The organism is Sphingobium rhizovicinum (assembly GCF_042647625.1).
In the GTDB taxonomy this organism is placed as follows: domain Bacteria; phylum Pseudomonadota; class Alphaproteobacteria; order Sphingomonadales; family Sphingomonadaceae; genus Sphingobium; species Sphingobium rhizovicinum.
The window spans coordinates 1,387,912-1,403,356 of sequence record NZ_JBHRVU010000004.1; the positions used below are offsets into that span (position 1 = coordinate 1,387,912).

Consider the following 15,445-nt stretch of genomic DNA (forward strand, 5'->3'; position numbering starts at 1 on the left):
TGCGCTTGCTCGCTGAGCCGGCCGGAAGAGGGATAGCGAAGATGGACGATCAGATTGTGCGTGAAAAACCGTTCCTCCGCCTCGACCGGACGGATGGCTTCTTCGAATTTGACAAGGAACAGTGCAAGGAACTGGGAGCGTCCTTGCACGATCAATATGTCGGCAACGATCCCTTCCCTCACATCGTGATAGACAATTTCATCGATCCAGCGATTCTGCGCAGGGTCGTGGATGAGTTTCCCCGGCGCGAAGACGGTCGATTTGCCGATGATTTTTCCCGGCTCAAGACCGGCTATACGCTTTCCCAGATACGCAGCGCCTATATTCAGGATATGCTGAATGCGCTTAATTCGCTCTATTTCCTTAACTTCCTGTCGAAGATGACGGGAATTAAGGGGCTGGTTTCTGACCCTTATTTCCTTGGCGGCGGCCTGCATGAAACGGCGCGCGGCGGGCATCTGAGTGTCCATGCCGACTTCAACGTGCATCCGCATACCAAGATGCTGCGGCGCCTCAACCTCATTCTCTTTCTCAACGAAGATTGGGAAGAAGAATTTGGCGGAGGTCTGGAATTGTGGGACCGGGACATGAAGGCATGCCAGAAGTCGGTTCTGCCGGTGATGGCGCGGGCCGTGGTCTTCAATACCGATTCGACCAGCTATCATGGCCATCCTGATCCGCTAACCTGCCCGGATATCCGATTCCGCCGGTCGATCGCGCTTTATTATTATACGGCGGCCCCGGCGGCGGCGGTGTTGCCGCACACCACCCTGTTCAAGGCGCGGGCCGGCACGACCGACAAGATGCCCAGCTTCAACGAGCGGGTCATTCAGCGCGTACGTCGCGCATTGCGTTTCCGCATGGGGTGAGCAACGGGATTAAGGCGGTGATGCATGGCGTCTGATGGCGCCATGCATCCTTTGCCATGACCCGATTGCCCGTCGCTGGTTGCTGCGGGCGGACCTGTACAACTGACGGACCTTCATGACAGAGATAGCAAGCCAGCCTACCCGGCGATCCGGCATGAAGATATTCTTCGCCGGTACGATGACCGCGCAGCTTTGTGCGTTGCTGCGCTATGTGGTGCTGGCCCGGATATTGGGACCGGACCAGTTGGGGCTTGCCGCGATCCTGATCCTGACGTCGCAGTTCCTGGATCTGCTGACCGAAGGAGGCATCACTTATTATCTGATCCAGAGCCGGGACGGGGATGATCCACGGGTTCAGGCGATGGTTCAACTCGTCAATATACTCCGCTGCGCCTTCATGAGTGTCGCGCTGCTGCTGATTGCCCAGCCTGTCGCCGACTTTTACGGGCGTGAAGAACTGATCAGCGGCATTCGCCTGCTGGCGGTGGCGCCGTTGATCCTGGGCTTCATGCATTATGACTATCGCCGGCTTCAGCGCGTCAACCGCTTTGCGCCGGAAGGCTGGGTGCTCATGTGTTCGGAGGCCCTGTCACTGGCCGGCTCGGCCATTGCGGCCTTCCTGTTCCGCGATGCGTCGGCGGTGGCCTATGGGCTGGCCGCGCGGTCGCTGGTCATTGTCATCGTTTCCCACATCGTCGCTGAACGCCGCTATGCCGTGGGCTTCGTCCGCGAATCCTGGGTCGCGCTCGGCCGGTTCAGTTGGCCACTGGTTCTCAACGGCCTGCTGCTGTTCGTGTGCATGCAGGGCGACCGGCTGTTCATCGGCAAGCTGCTGGGCGCGACGGCGCTCGGCCATTATGCTGCGATCCTTTTGTTGATTTACTATCCGACCGGCATCCTGACGCGGCTCATCAACTCCCTGCATATGCCAGACATCGCCAAGGAACGGGATCACCCCGCTGAGCGGGACAGTCGCGTGGATATGCTGGCGGGCAACTATCTGCTGCTCGGCATCGCAATGATGCTCGGCTTTGCCGCACTCATGCCGTTTGTCGTGCCGCTTCTTTATGGCGCCGCCTTTGCCCAGTCCGCTTACATCATCGCGATGGTCGGCTTTCTTCAGGTGGCTCGCTTCCTGCGCGGCTGGCCAACGGCTTTTGCGCTTGCAACAGGCCGAAGCGATCAGGTGCTGGTCAACAATGTCATACGCCTGATCGCCTTTCCTGCGGCGTTCGCCGGTCAGCATCTGCTGACAGGGCTGGACGGCATATTGATCGGCTTCACGGTTGGAGAGATATTGGCCTTTGCGATGGCGACCTTCATGGTCGATCGCAGCAGCGGCCGGCGAACGCGTGGCGACATGATGCAGATTTTCGCCTTCATCCTGTGTGGCGCGGCGGTAACGCTCGGCGGGCTTGCCTTTGACGGTCGGGCTTATGGCGAGGCCGCGCTGCTCGCTCTTGTTGCGCTGGCGGCGACGGGCTGGATCGCGATTCGTCAACGCGAAACGGTGAATCAGGCCGTTTCCATGGCGACGAAAATGTTGCAGCGCGTCACAAAAAAACCTCTGCGTTGAACCGTTCCTAAATATAGACGAATTGCGGAACAATTTGTCTTGCTCATACATTCAGTCACTTACGCCTTCGTGCATTTTGTTGCTGTCAGGCTATCTCCTTCATTTTGCAGCAAATCGCGCTTTTGCGCGGCAAAAATGCTGAACGCGCTCATAACCATTGCTCAAAATATGATGCACATCATCTGACCATAGAACGACCCCAACAGAATAAATTTCAATGCGAAGGGAAGTCCCGACCATTGAAAGAACCAGGGGGTCGAAATGACTATTTTCTCGGTGGCTTCGAATGCTCAATTAACGGCTGCGTTGAAGGTTGCTGCTTCTGGCGACGAAATCAAGCTTGCGGCTGGAACTTACTCCAATGTCAAAATTCTAAGCATGAATTTTGGTGATGGAATCACGATCAGTTCTGCGGATTCGAACAATCCTGCAAAAATTACCAGCTTCATGGTAAAGAACAGCACCGGGATTACTTTCAGCGACGTCGATCTGACGCCGGTTGCCGGCTCCAACGACAACAGCCTGGCAATCATCGATTCCAAGGATATCCATCTGGATCATGTCACGCTGACCGGACCGGATGGCGACGCAGGCATGAACATGTCGCCGCTGACCATCCGCACCAGCAGCGACGTGTCGATCACCAATTCCGAATTCACCCATGTCCGCAACGCCGTTCACCTGATGAACAACACGGACGTCACGATCAGCGACAATTATTTCCACGACATTCGTTCGGACGGTATTCGCGGTGGCGGCAATTCGGATCTGACCATCACCAACAATTATTTCACCGACTTCCATCCCCAAGGGGAAGTGGGCGGAACCGGCGATCATCCTGACGCCATCCAGCTCTGGACTACTGGAACGACCAAGTCGGCTGAAAATATCGTCATCAGCCAGAACGTCTTCTACGCCGGCACCGGCTCCGCCATTCAGGGCGTATTCCTGCGCGACCAGGTTGGCACGCTGCCGTACAAGAATGTCACCATCACCGACAATGTCGTGGTTGGCGGGATGACCAATGGTATTGCGGTCGAACATGTCGTCGGGGGCACGATCACCGGCAATCTGGTTGCCGGCCTTGCCGATGACAGGTCGGCGATCCGGGTGCAGAACAGCACCAGCGTCAACCTGTCGGGCAACAATTCGACCTCCTACGAAATCGACACCACGACCAACAAGAATGTGGTCGAAACCCGTGATATTCTGCTCGACCCCATCTATGACGGCGGCGTGGCGCTGGCGACCAAATATGCCAGCTACATCGCGTCGCTGATTCCGGGCGGGTGGGTGACGTCGCAGCAGATCATCGATGAAGTGACTGCCGTTCATCAGGCGCGCCTGACGGAGCTTCCCGATGTGACGATCATCACCGGCACCGATGGCAATGATCGTCTGGTTGTCACCAACATCAGCGACAGCGAATTGCGCGGAGGCGCTGGCAATGACACGCTGACCGGCGGTCTTCATAACAACAAGCTGATCGGCGGACTGGGCGATGACATCTATTATGTGAAGGGTGCCGGCGATCATGTGGTCGAAGGGCTGAACGGCGGCAACGACACCGTCTACGCCTCGATCGACTATGTGCTCGACAATAATGTCGAGATCCTGCGCATGTCGATCGAAGGGCTGACGGGCACCGGCAACGCGCTCGACAACCGGATTTTCGGCAGCACCGGCGCGGATCGGCTGCTTGGCATGGATGGCGATGACGTCATTCAGGGTTTGGGTGGTGATGACAGCATCTATGGCGGCTTGGGCGATGACACGCTGCGCGGCGATGATGGCAACGACATCCTGTTCGGCGACGCCGGCGATGACAAGCTTTATGGCGGCGCAGGCAACGACATCATTAATGGCGGCGCGGGCAATGACATCATCGAAGGCGGCGCTGGCAGGGATGTCCTGACTGGCGGCGCCGGCAAGGACAGCTTCATCTTCCGCGCCGGTGATCTGGATGGCACGAGCAAGGCTGCTCCGGAGGTCATCACCGACTTCTCGCGGGCTGATGGCGAGCGCATCAACCTGTCAGCCATTGATGCCAAGTCCGGCACTGACATAAACGACGCTTTCAGCTTCATCGGCGGCAACGCCTTTTCGGGTAAGGCCGGGGAGTTGCGGTTCGAAATGGTGAGCGGCCACGCGATGGTGATGGGCGACGTCAATGGCGACAAGATTGCCGATTTCGCCATCCATATGCAGGGCATGACGACGATGGTGTCGACCGACTTCATCCTGTAATCGGGCGCGCAGGGTGTCAGAAAGGGCGGGGTGGCGATGGCGCCGTCCCGCCCTTCATGATTCGGTCTTCTCCCGTGCGGCTTCATAAGCGGCGCGATCGGCGCGGGACATGCCGGCAGACAGAAAGCGTCCATAGGGACCGACTTCGATATTCTCGCGGATGATGGTCGCCGGATTGCCGGCAACGATCGAGCGAGAAGGAACATCACGCGTCACGACAGCGCCGGCCGCGATGATGGATTCGTCCCCGATGGTCACGCCCGGCATGATCAGGCTGCGGGCTCCGATGAAGCAATAGCGGCCAATATAGGTGTCCTGATACATGCCGCGCGTCATGTCATGACACAATATTGTCGCGCCAAAGGCCACATAGCTGCGTTCGCCGATGTGCACGCCCCGGGGATTGGTCTTGTCCAGCTTTGCCGACATGGAAATCCGCGCGGTCGGATCGATCGACATGCCCCAGAACCGATTGAGGAAGTGAATGCGCCATTTCATGACGTTGCGTTGTACGTTCATCAACTGGTTGAGGTTCGCCATGGCCGGGCCGTCCTTCCTCTTGGATGGTGTCGCATAGGCTGCGTTGGGGCAATGACGAAAATATTTCAAGGAAACTGCTCAATCGATAAAAGAAATTAGAACTTCGCTGGACGCCCCGTCGTCAAATCGAGTAAGATTTTCCGTCTGTCATGAAAAATGCAGGGGGCAACGGGAAAAAATGTCAACTCTGGAAAAGATCAAGCAGATTGTTGGCAAGCAATTGGGGCGGGATCCTGAGGAATTTGATGAATCTACGGACCTTGCCGAAGCTGGTTATGAATCGCTCGATGTGATCGAAACAATCTTCGCGCTGGAGGAAGAGTTCGACCTCAGCATCAATTTTCAGGCCAATGACAGCGAAGCTGCCGGCATGAAGACCGTTGGAGACATCGTCCGGATGGTCGAAGCGGAACTCGCAAAGAAGGGCGCCCATTGAAGCGGGTTGCAATTACTGGCCTGGGTGCGGTGTCAGCGGCTGGTATCGATGTTCCTTCGACATGGGCTGCGGTTCGTGACGGCAAATCTGCCATCCGTCCACTCCAGATGGAGCGGTCTGACTATGTGAATTGCAGGATTGCTGCGCAGGCGCTGGATTTCAATCCCGCAGATCATTTTACCGCCAAGCAACTCGTTCCTCTGGACCGCTTCGCCCAGATGGCGATCGTGGCCGCTCGCGAGGCGCTTAAGGATTGCGGTGCGGACCCTCAATCGGATGTCGTGCGACAGTCTGGCGCGATCGTAGGGGTTGGCGTGGGCGGCATGCACACGCTCGATGATGCTTATTATCGTGTCTATCATGATGATGTTCGTCGCGTGCATCCGCTGTCGGTTCCGCGTCTGATGGCCAATGCGGCAGCCAGCCAGGTGTCCATGCATCTGGGGCTGCGCGGCATGACCTATTCGGTCGCCAGCGCCTGTGCTTCGGGCACGCATGCCATTGGTCAGGCCTTCCAGATGGTTCGGTCGGGGGCGACCAGGATGACGCTTTGCGGCGGATCGGAAGCCTGCATAACGCCCGGCACGATTGTCGCGTGGGAAGCGTTGCGCGTTCTGGCGATCGAGACATGCCGGCCCTTTTCCAGAAACCGGTCAGGTCTGGTGCTGGGCGAGGGCGCGGCGATGCTGGTGCTGGAGGAATGGGATCATGCGGTGGCGCGGGGAGCGACCATCCATGCCGAGATGCTGGGTTTTGGCGGCAATGCCGATGCCGGCGATCTGACATCGCCCGATCAGGACAATGTCGTCGCGGCGATGGAGATGGCGATTGCCGATGCCGGATTGCGACCGGCTGACATCGGCTATGTCAACGCGCACGGCACCGGCACGACCATGAACGACCGCGTGGAAAGTGCAGCCATAAGGGCCGTCTTTGGCGACAGGCCGCCACCAATATCCTCATCGAAGGGGGTGCTGGGGCACAGCTTGGGAGCGACCGGGGCGTTGGAGGCGGTGATTACCGCCATCGCCTTACGGGATCAGATTGTTCCGCCGACGGCAAATTGCAACGATCCTGACCCCGATCTGGGGGTCGACATGGTTGCAGAAGGGCCACGTGCGACAAGTTTTTCCGCAGCGATTTCCAATTCCTTTGCTTTTGGTGGTCTAAATGCTGTGCTTGCCTTAGGACGTGCGTGATTTGCGCGCGCAGACGCAACCTTGCTTGCTATATGCAGCCTATATGATTGAGGGAACGGCTTAGTTTCGTGCGCATCGCCTATATCTCCCTCTCTACGCCGCTGGCCCGCAAATCCTGGAGCGGTATCCCCTGGTACAGCCTGCGTGAATTGCAGCGCCGGTTCCCCGACACCCATGTCATTGACACGCCGGGCGCCGACAAGCTGGTGGAGCGACTGGCGGTGGCGGAGCGGTTCGGGGCGATCGTGCGGCGGCACTGGATCGTATCGCGCTATTACCGGGCCGTCATCAATGCGGAACTGGAACGGCTGCAACCCGATGTGGTGGTGGGCATGGCTGCCGCGCACAAGCTGGCCCTGATCGATCCGAAGTGGCCCTTCGTCTATGCCGCGGATGCACTGCACGGCACGATCATCAACTATTATGACAAATATCTGCGCATGTCCGACCGATCGAAGACGCAGGGAGAAGAATTGCAGCGGCGCCTGCTGGAGCGGACGGATCGCATCCTGCTGGGATCCCGCTGGGCGGCGGACGAAGCGATCCATCGTTATGGCCTGCCTTCCGAGCAGGTCGAGGTTGCGCCGATGGGGGCCAATCTGGATGATGATCCGGGTTTCTCCCCGGCGCCCGTCGATCGCCCCCTGTCGCTGCTGTTCATCGGCTATGCCTGGGAACGCAAGGGCGGCCCGTTGATCCTTGATATATGGCGCGCCCTGCGCCTGCGTCGCCCCGATGTCGAACTGCATATCGTAGGCGCGCGTCCCAAGGCGGCTGAAGGCATTGCCGGCGTCACCATCCATGGCCAGCTCAACAAGACCAACGCGGCTGATTATCAGCGCTTTGTCGATCTGTACCGGCAATCCCATTTCTTCATCATGCCCAGTCGGCAGGAAGCTTATGGCATCGTCTATTGCGAAGCCGCGGCCTTTGGCCGTCCTGTGATCGCCAAGATGACAGGCGGGGTTGAAACCATCGTGGAAGATGGCCGCACCGGATTGCTGTTTCCCATGCAGGCGACGCCCGAGGATTATGCCGACCGTATCCTGGCTCTGTGGGATGACCCGGAACGCTATCAGGCCGTCTGCCGGGATGCGCGCCGCGCTTATGAGGAACGGCTCAACTGGCGCAGTTGGGGGGATGTGGCGGAGCGGGCCATAGCGGATGCGCGGGCTGGCAACGCGGCCCGTATTGCCGACGCAGAAGCGGATATGTCTGCTTGAAGCGCTGATGGGTCGATCAATTCTGGTCGTTCCGGTGCGGATGGCCGGAAAATGCAAGTGCAATTTCCCTTGTCCGGCAAACCCGACCCTATAGACTGGCCATCTGCGCAGGGGAGCGACATGGGTATATTGGATTTTCTGTCGAAGCAGTTTGTCGATGTCATCGACTGGGTGGAAGAACCGGGCCAACTGGGCTGGCGCGTGCCGCTCGCCGACCGGGAAATCCAGAATGGCGCGCAGTTGACGGTGCGGGAGGGGCAAGTCGCGGCCTTCTTTAATGAAGGACGGATCGCCGACATGTTCGGGCCGGGTCTCTACACGCTCGACACGTCGACCCTGCCATTGCTGACGGCGATCATGAACTGGGACAAGGGCTTCAAATCGCCCTTCAAGTCCGACGTCTATTTCTTTTCCGAAAAAGAGCAGATCGGCCTCAAATGGGGAACGGCGCAGCCGGTGACGCTGCGCGATCCCGAACTGGGGCCGCTGCGTGTCCGGGCTTTTGGCAGCTACAGTTTCCGCATCAGGGAGGTCGCCCCCTTCGCCTCGCGCATCATGGGGACGCTGGGCGAAGTGCGGGTGGCGGATTTGGAGCCGCAACTGCGCGCGGCGATCCAGACCGCGCTCGCCACCGGCGTTGCGGGCGGCGGTACGCCCTTCCTTGACCTGGCCGCCAGCCAGAGCGCGCTGTCCGATGCGCTGAAGACCGCTGTTGCCCCGGCTTTCGCGCAATGGGGGCTGTCGGTCGAAAGTTTCTTTGTCGAAAGCCTGTCGCTGCCTGAGGAAGTGCAGAAACACCTCGACAAGGCCAGTTCCATGCGCGTGCTGGGCGATCTCGACCGCTATGCCAAATTTCAGGCGGCCGAAGCGATCGAGACGGCGGCGGCGCAGTCCGGCGGCGTTGCGGGCGTTGGCGCGGGCGCGGCGGCGGGCCTTGCCATTGGGCAGGCGATGGCGGGCGCGCTGGGCGGATCTGGCGGCGGCACGGCAGGTGCGCCGGCAACCCCTGCCGAAGATCCATTCGCCCTGATCGAAAAACTGCACAGGTTGATGGAAATGGGCGCGCTGACCCAAGCGGAATTTGACGCCAAGAAGGCGGAATTGCTGAGCCGTATCCGCTAAGGCCAACATGCAGTCGGTCGCCTGCCCAAGCTGTGGCGCGGAAGTCGTCTTCCGTTCGCCGGCGCTGCCCGTCCGGGTGTGCGACTATTGTCGCACGCTGATCGTCCGTTACAGCCAGAGCGCGCAGGGAATGGGCGAAGCGGCGGTTCTGCCCTTTGACGTCAGCCCGGTCCAGATCGGCACCGAAGGCCATTGTTTCGACCAGCCATTCCAGATCATCGGACGGGTTCGCTGGGGCTGGGACGATGGCGCGTGGAATGAATGGCTGATGTTGATGGCCGATGGCAGCCATGGCTGGCTTGGCGAAGCGATGGGCCAGTTCATGGCGCTGCGCGAGGTCGAATTGAGCGGGTCGCTGGCGCAGGTGATCCGCCGGCTGATGAACGGCACGCCGGTCAAGCTGGGAGAAAGCGGCAATATTGCGGGCCAACCCTATGAAGTGGCGGATGTGCGCACCGCCCAGTGTCTGGGGTGTGAAGGGGAGCTGCCCTTTACTGCGCCGGCCGGATGGCAGGCGCTGAGCGTCGATTTCCGCAATCGCGACGGGCGCTGCGCCTCCTTCCAGAAGGATCGGCATGGTCCTTCGCTCTATGTCGGCCATTATGTGACGCTGGCGTCGCTGCAACCGCGCAATCTGCGTTCGCTGCCGGGTTGGAGCCTGCATCCCCATGTCGCCTGAAAATAGCAGCGTCCGTACCCTGTCTTGCCCGGCCTGTGGCGGGACGATTGCTATGCGCGCGGCCGGTTATACGGTGACGCTCGCTTGCGAATATTGCGGCACGCTGATCGATGCGACCCATGCCGATGCGCGGATCATCACTCGCTATCACGAAGTGCAGGCGTCGCTGGCCATCCCGCTTGGCACGCGTGGCACTTTGCGCGGGGTGGAGTGGGAGGCCATCGGCTGGCTGCAACGGTCGGATGGCTGGGCGGCCTGGGAAGAATATCTGTTGTTCAACCCCTATGCCGGTTATCGCTGGCTGATCGCGCAAAATGGCCAGTGGAGCCTGGGCGAAATGCTGACTGCCACGCCCCAGCGTGATGGCGGCGACATGATCCTTGGCGGCCGCCGTTTCGCCGCCTTCTACAGCGGCAATACCGCGCGGGTAACGCGGGTCGTCGGCGAATTTTACTGGCGGGTAAAGGTGGGCGAGGAAGTGCGCGCCAGCGACTATGTTCGCCCCGGCTATATGCTCAGTCTGGAACAGGACGAGCGGGAGAAGAACTGGACGATCAGCGAATTGCTGACCGCGCGCGAGATCAGGAGCGCCTTTGACGTTGCGCCGCTGCCGGTCTGGCTGCCGGGCATGACGCCGCTGGCGCACCAGCCGTCGCCCTATGCCCGGCGGATCAAGGGATGGTGGCCGATCGCGGCGTTGGCCTTTGTCGCGCTGATGGTGCTGGCGGGCCTGTTTGGCCGGACGATGCAGCCGCAAGGCTTCAGCCTGACGGTGACGCCAGATGGTCCGGCGGTATCGCAGACCTTTGGCCCGATCGTCCTGCCGCTGGGCCGACAGGCGATGACGGTGGACGCCCTGACGCCAGCGATAGAGCAGGGCTGGGTCGACATCGACATCTCCTTCGTCGATCGCAAGACCCAGGACAGCTATGACGCCTATGCGATCAACGAACAATATTCCGGGCAGGATTCCGACGGCTACTGGTCGGAAGGATCGCGATCGCAGACGTTGAAGGTCGCCAGCTTGCCCGCTGGCACCTATGATCTTGTGGTGGAGGCTCAGGCGCATCATTGGGGCAGTTCGGGCAGTTGGGCCTATGACGCGGCGAGCGGCACTTACCGGACAGAGGGGCTGCCCCCGGTCGAACTCAGCCTGACCGTGGCGCGCGGCGCGCGCTTTGCATCCAATTTCTGGCTGGCGGTATTCATGATATTGGTTCCACCGCTGTTGATGCTGGTGCTGCACATTCTGTTCGAAAATGCCCGGCTGGCGCAGAAGGACGGGGCGGCCGCCGATGCTGATGACTGGTTGCAGGGGATGCAGACGCCATGAGTCGCAGCAGCTTCCTCTATGCGCTCTGGTGCCTTGGCGTGCTGGCCCTCTATCTCGCCGCCGCAGCGCAGGGCTATTCCCCTTTCGCCGATGGCGGGCGCACCGCCGGCGCCTATCGCGCCTATGGCCCTACGCACAAATAGGAGACGCTCATGCTCATCTCGGTTCCGACATTGCTCAATTCGCTCGTCTATGCCGGGGTCGGCATTGTCGTCTTCGTCGTCGGCTTCGTCATTCTCGATTTGTTGACGCCGGGTAAGTTGTGGGAGGAGATACGCGACAAGCAGAATGTCGCCGTCGCGCAATTTGCAGGCGCCATCGCCATTGCGATCGGGATCATCGTTGCCGCCGCCATTCATGGCTGACACCCCATTGCCATCGACCGAGCGCAGGCGCACCGCGCTGGTCGGTTTGCTACTGGCCAGTGTGTTCGCGGTTGCCACCTGCGGCCTGATCTATGAACTGCTCGCCGGGACCATCGCCAGCTATTTGCTGGGCGACAGCGTCACGCAATTTTCCACGATCATCGGCACCTATCTGTTCGCCATGGGGGTGGGCAGCTGGTGCTCGCGCTATGTGAAGCGCGACGAACTGCGCCTGTTCATCCGGGTAGAGATACTGGTTGCGCTGCTGGGCGGCTGGTCTGCGGCGGGGCTGTTCCTGCTCTTCCCGCTGGTGGAGCAGTTCCGGCCGATCCTCTATGGCCTCGTCTTCGTCATCGGCTTCCTTGTCGGGCTGGAAATCCCGCTGCTGATGCGGATTTTGCGCGATCGTTTCGATCTCAGCGAGACGGTGTCCAATGTTCTAACCTTCGATTATGTCGGCGCCTTGGCCGCATCCTTGCTGTTTCCGCTGCTGCTGGTGCCGCATCTGGGCCTCATCCGCACCGGCCTGATGTTCGGCCTGCTCAATGTCGGGGTCGCGCTGCTCCTGCTGTTGCTTGTTCCTGCGCGCGCCAGCCTGATGCGGGAGCGAATCCTTGCGCTGCTTGTCATGACCAGTCTGATCGCCGGCTTCCTGCTGGCCGACCGCATCCAGCGCTGGTCGGAAATCGCCGCCTATGGGGAGCGTGTGATCTATGCGACGTCCAGCCCCTATCAGCGACTGGTCCTGACCCGGCATGACGATGACATCCGCCTCTATCTCAACGGCAATCTGCAATTCTCCTCACGCGACGAATATCGCTATCATGAAGCGCTGGTCCATCCGGCGATGGGGCGGGTGGCGCGGCCTGAACATGTGCTGATTTTGGGCGGCGGTGATGGCCTCGCCGCCCGCGAAGTCTTCCGCCATCCGCAGGTGCGCAGCGTCACTCTGGTCGATCTCGACCCGGCGATGACCCGTCTGTTCAGCCAGACTGGGCTGCTGCGGTCGCTGAACGCTGGCGCGCTGACGGACCGGCGCATGCATGTGGTCAATGCCGACGCCTTTCGCTGGGTGCGTGAAACGAAGGCGCGGTTCGATGTGATCATTGTCGACTTCCCCGATCCGGTCGATTTCTCGGTCGGTAAACTCTACACCGAAACTTTCTATCGGATGCTGCTTCCGCATCTGGCCCCTGGCGGCATGGCGGTGATCCAGAGCACGTCGCCGCTGGTTGCGCCTGCCGCCTTCTGGACAGTGGCGCAGACGCTGGAGGCGGCTGGCTTTCACACACGTCCTTATCATGTCTATGTGCCGAGCTTCGGCGAATGGGGCTTCATCCTTGCCGGGCTGACCGATCCGGGAACGGCAACGCGGCTGCTGCCGGGCAACCGCTTCCTGTCGGATGCGACGGCGCGGCAGGCTCTGATCTTTCCCCCGGACATGGCGCGCCGCCCCACGCCGGTGAACCGGCTCGACAATCAGGCGCTGGTGCGCAGTTTTGCCGAAGAATGGGCGCGCTATGAAGGCTGACAGGCGCGCCGTGCTGAAGGGCGGCGTGGCGGCAGCGACGGCGATGGCTTTGCCCGGCTGTGAAACCCCGATGCCGGGCAGCAGCGGTGGCGCGGACATGGCGCTTGGCCATCGGCTGCGCGATGGCGGATTTCCCGAGCCGATGCGGGAGGAGCATGCGCCGGTCCTGATCGTGGGCGGCGGCGTGGCTGGCCTGTCTGCCGGATGGCGTCTGCGCGAGGCGGGCTATGATGATTTCCGCCTGATCGAACTCGAAAGTCAGCCGGGCGGTAATGCGCGCAGCGGACGCAATGCTGTGTCAGCCTATCCGCTGGGCGCCCATTATCTCCCCATCCCCAATCAGGAAGCGCGTGGTCTGCGCCACATGCTGCGCCAGTTCGGCATGATTGTGGGCGACCGGGATGGCAAGCCGCTCTATGATCCGCTGCAACTCTGCGCCGATTTGCAGGAGCGATTGCTCTGGCAGGGCAAATGGCAGGAGGGGCTGGTGCCCAAAACCGGCCTGTCTGCGAAGGACAGGGGCGATCTTGCCGCCTTCGACCGGGCCATGGCCGATTTCTCCCGTCGCCACGACGCGAAGGGGCGGCCGGCCTTCGCCATACCCATCGCCTATAGCGCGCAGGATGCGGATCTGTTGGCGCTCGACCGGATCAGCTTCGCGCAATGGCTGGACGATCGGGGATGGACTTCGCCGGTGCTGCGCGCCCATGCCCGCTATGCCTGTCGTGACGATTATGGCACCGAGCCGGCGGAGGTGTCAGCCTGGGCAGGTATCCATTATTTCGCCAGCCGGCGCGGTTTCACGGCGGACGGCGCGGGCGACAATGAACTGACCTGGCCCGAAGGCAATGCGCGCCTGACCCGGCTGATGGCCGACCGTCTGGGGCAACGCGTCACGACCGGGCAGGCGGCCTTTCGCGTCAGGCGGGATCAGCATGGCGCGACCGCCGATGTCTTCGATACGGGAACCGGCCAGAGTGTCCGCTATCGGGCCGATGCCGTCATTCTTGCCATGCCGCATTTCATTGCCAGCCGTCTTCTGGGGGAGACGCCGGACGCCGCTTATAGCTATGCCCCCTGGCTGATCGCCAATGTGACCGTAGATCGCGCGCCAGCGGGGAAGGGGAGCGCGCTTGCCTGGGACAATGTTTCTGCCAGTAGCGCCTCGCTTGGCTATGTTGTCGCCACCCACCAGAGCGCATCGCGCGAAGGGCCGACGGTCCTGACCTGGTATATGGCCTTGTCCGATATGTCGCCCGCCAACGCCCGCCGCGTGCTGATCGAGCGATCGGATGCGGACTGGCGGCGGCTGGTGCGCGATGATCTGATCGGCATGAACCCCGATCTGGATGGCGCGATCCGTTCGATCGACCTGTGGAAATGGGGCCATGCCATGATACGCCCGACACCCGGCTTCCTCTGGCAGGTCGCCCCGGCCCAGCGCGCCGCGATCCGCGCGCCTATCTTCCGCGCCCATTCGGACCTTAGTGGACTGTCACTGTTCGAGGAAGCCCATTATCAGGGCATGGCCGCAGCCGAAGCGGCGCTGTCGTCGCTTGGCCACGCGCACGAGACTTTGCTGTGAAACCGCCCATGACCTATGATGGCCGCCATCTGCTGGCGGATCTTTATGACTGCCCCGTGCTGGACGATGTGGCGTTGGTGGAGACGGCTTTGCGCGATGCGGCGGAGCAGGCGGGCGCGACGGTGATCGGCCTGCATTTGCATCATTTTGGCGAAGGACAGGGCGTTACCGGCGTGGCGCTGCTGGCCGAATCCCACATGTCGATCCATAGCTGGCCTGAACATGGCTATGCAGCGGTCGACATTTTCCTGTGCGGCGCGCGGCACGATCCCGACGCGGCGTTGCAGGCGCTGGTGCGGCATCTTGCGCCTGCCAGGATCAGCCGAAATATGATCCGAAGGGGCGATCTGTCCGGTCCGCCGATAGAGTGATGGATCGCTGCGCCCGTGGCGTCTGCCGGCAAAGGGCGGTGATTCGACATGGCCGGAACGCGAAAAGGGCGGACCGCAAGGATGCGGCCCGCCCTTCGGAAAATCTCGCCTGAGCGAAGATTACTTCGCGTTCGCGGCGTTCTCGGCAACGTTGGCGGCGTTAGCAGCTTCGTTGGCGGCGTTCGCGGCGTTGTCAGCAGCGTTGGCGGCGTTTTCGACAACGTTTTCGACGACGGCGTTCGAAGCGTTCGCGGTTTCGTTGGCCGGCTTCTCACCGCAAGCGGCGAGGGCCATCAGGCTGGCCGAAGCGAAAACAACAGCGATCTTCTTCATTGTGTACGGCTCCCATAGCATTATGCCGCGTCTGGC

General features: G+C 61.0%; 16 protein-coding genes. 14 read left to right on the forward strand and 2 right to left on the reverse strand.

The window, feature by feature from the left end; all coding sequences use genetic code 11:
• Nucleotides 1-41: 41 nt before the first annotated feature.
• The 3 genes from ACFOKF_RS08120 to ACFOKF_RS08130 all read left to right on the forward strand — a co-directional run bounded on the left by ACFOKF_RS08120 (nucleotide 42) and on the right by ACFOKF_RS08130 (nucleotide 4,692).
• Entirely contained in the window at nucleotides 42-869 is an 828-nt protein-coding gene (locus ACFOKF_RS08120; RefSeq protein WP_380794798.1) for a 2OG-Fe(II) oxygenase, read from the forward strand.
• Between the two features lie 154 nt (nucleotides 870-1,023).
• Nucleotides 1,024-2,445, forward strand: coding sequence for an oligosaccharide flippase family protein (locus ACFOKF_RS08125; protein WP_380794800.1), 1,422 nt, complete (start codon nucleotides 1,024-1,026; stop codon nucleotides 2,443-2,445).
• A 447-nt stretch (nucleotides 2,446-2,892) separates the two neighbouring features.
• The gene (locus ACFOKF_RS08130; RefSeq protein ID WP_380794802.1) at nucleotides 2,893-4,692 is read left to right on the forward strand and encodes a right-handed parallel beta-helix repeat-containing protein; all 1,800 of its coding nucleotides are present in this window, start codon (nucleotides 2,893-2,895) and stop codon (nucleotides 4,690-4,692) included.
• 54 nt (nucleotides 4,693-4,746) lie between these two features.
• Here ACFOKF_RS08130 and ACFOKF_RS08135 read toward each other — a convergent pair whose 3' ends face one another.
• Nucleotides 4,747-5,232: an acyltransferase gene (locus ACFOKF_RS08135; RefSeq protein ID WP_380794804.1), complete on the reverse strand. Its 486-nt coding sequence runs from the start codon at nucleotides 5,230-5,232 to the stop codon at nucleotides 4,747-4,749.
• Nucleotides 5,233-5,410: 178 nt separating this feature from the next.
• On the opposite strand from ACFOKF_RS08135, the gene ACFOKF_RS08140 reads away from it, so the two are divergent.
• The 11 genes from ACFOKF_RS08140 to speD all read left to right on the forward strand — a co-directional run bounded on the left by ACFOKF_RS08140 (nucleotide 5,411) and on the right by speD (nucleotide 15,076).
• Nucleotides 5,411-5,668 (forward strand): acyl carrier protein, encoded by a 258-nt coding sequence (locus ACFOKF_RS08140; protein ID WP_380794807.1) that lies wholly within the window; start codon nucleotides 5,411-5,413, stop codon nucleotides 5,666-5,668.
• Nucleotides 5,665-6,867 (forward strand): beta-ketoacyl-[acyl-carrier-protein] synthase family protein, encoded by a 1,203-nt coding sequence (locus ACFOKF_RS08145; protein WP_380794810.1) that lies wholly within the window; start codon nucleotides 5,665-5,667, stop codon nucleotides 6,865-6,867. Before ACFOKF_RS08140 ends, ACFOKF_RS08145 begins: the two co-directional genes overlap by 4 nt.
• Nucleotides 6,868-6,914: 47 nt before the next feature.
• Nucleotides 6,915-8,090: a glycosyltransferase family 4 protein gene (locus ACFOKF_RS08150; RefSeq protein WP_380794812.1), complete on the forward strand. Its 1,176-nt coding sequence runs from the start codon at nucleotides 6,915-6,917 to the stop codon at nucleotides 8,088-8,090.
• A gap of 120 nt (nucleotides 8,091-8,210) precedes the next feature.
• Entirely contained in the window at nucleotides 8,211-9,212 is a 1,002-nt protein-coding gene (locus ACFOKF_RS08155; protein WP_380794815.1) for an SPFH domain-containing protein, read from the forward strand.
• A 7-nt stretch (nucleotides 9,213-9,219) separates the two neighbouring features.
• Nucleotides 9,220-9,891: a DUF4178 domain-containing protein gene (locus tag ACFOKF_RS08160; protein ID WP_380794816.1), complete on the forward strand. Its 672-nt coding sequence runs from the start codon at nucleotides 9,220-9,222 to the stop codon at nucleotides 9,889-9,891.
• A 52-nt stretch (nucleotides 9,892-9,943) separates the two neighbouring features.
• Entirely contained in the window at nucleotides 9,944-11,224 is a 1,281-nt protein-coding gene (locus tag ACFOKF_RS08165; RefSeq protein ID WP_380794819.1) for a DUF4178 domain-containing protein, read from the forward strand.
• Nucleotides 11,221-11,367 (forward strand): hypothetical protein, encoded by a 147-nt coding sequence (locus ACFOKF_RS08170; RefSeq protein WP_380794821.1) that lies wholly within the window; start codon nucleotides 11,221-11,223, stop codon nucleotides 11,365-11,367. Before ACFOKF_RS08165 ends, ACFOKF_RS08170 begins: the two co-directional genes overlap by 4 nt.
• Before the next feature lie 9 nt (nucleotides 11,368-11,376).
• Nucleotides 11,377-11,589 (forward strand): DUF350 domain-containing protein, encoded by a 213-nt coding sequence (locus tag ACFOKF_RS08175; RefSeq protein WP_380794824.1) that lies wholly within the window; start codon nucleotides 11,377-11,379, stop codon nucleotides 11,587-11,589.
• Nucleotides 11,582-13,120, forward strand: coding sequence for a polyamine aminopropyltransferase (locus tag ACFOKF_RS08180; RefSeq protein ID WP_380794826.1), 1,539 nt, complete (start codon nucleotides 11,582-11,584; stop codon nucleotides 13,118-13,120). The genes ACFOKF_RS08175 and ACFOKF_RS08180 overlap by 8 nt, the downstream gene beginning before the upstream one ends.
• The gene (locus tag ACFOKF_RS08185) at nucleotides 13,110-14,705 is read left to right on the forward strand and encodes a flavin monoamine oxidase family protein (protein ID WP_380794829.1); all 1,596 of its coding nucleotides are present in this window, start codon (nucleotides 13,110-13,112) and stop codon (nucleotides 14,703-14,705) included. The genes ACFOKF_RS08180 and ACFOKF_RS08185 overlap by 11 nt, the downstream gene beginning before the upstream one ends.
• Nucleotides 14,702-15,076: an adenosylmethionine decarboxylase gene (gene speD, locus ACFOKF_RS08190; RefSeq protein WP_380794831.1), complete on the forward strand. Its 375-nt coding sequence runs from the start codon at nucleotides 14,702-14,704 to the stop codon at nucleotides 15,074-15,076. Before ACFOKF_RS08185 ends, speD begins: the two co-directional genes overlap by 4 nt.
• Nucleotides 15,077-15,196: 120 nt before the next feature.
• Here the strand turns inward: speD and ACFOKF_RS08195 are convergent, their stop codons facing one another.
• Nucleotides 15,197-15,409 (reverse strand): hypothetical protein, encoded by a 213-nt coding sequence (locus ACFOKF_RS08195; protein WP_007705538.1) that lies wholly within the window; start codon nucleotides 15,407-15,409, stop codon nucleotides 15,197-15,199.
• Nucleotides 15,410-15,445 lie beyond the last annotated feature (36 nt).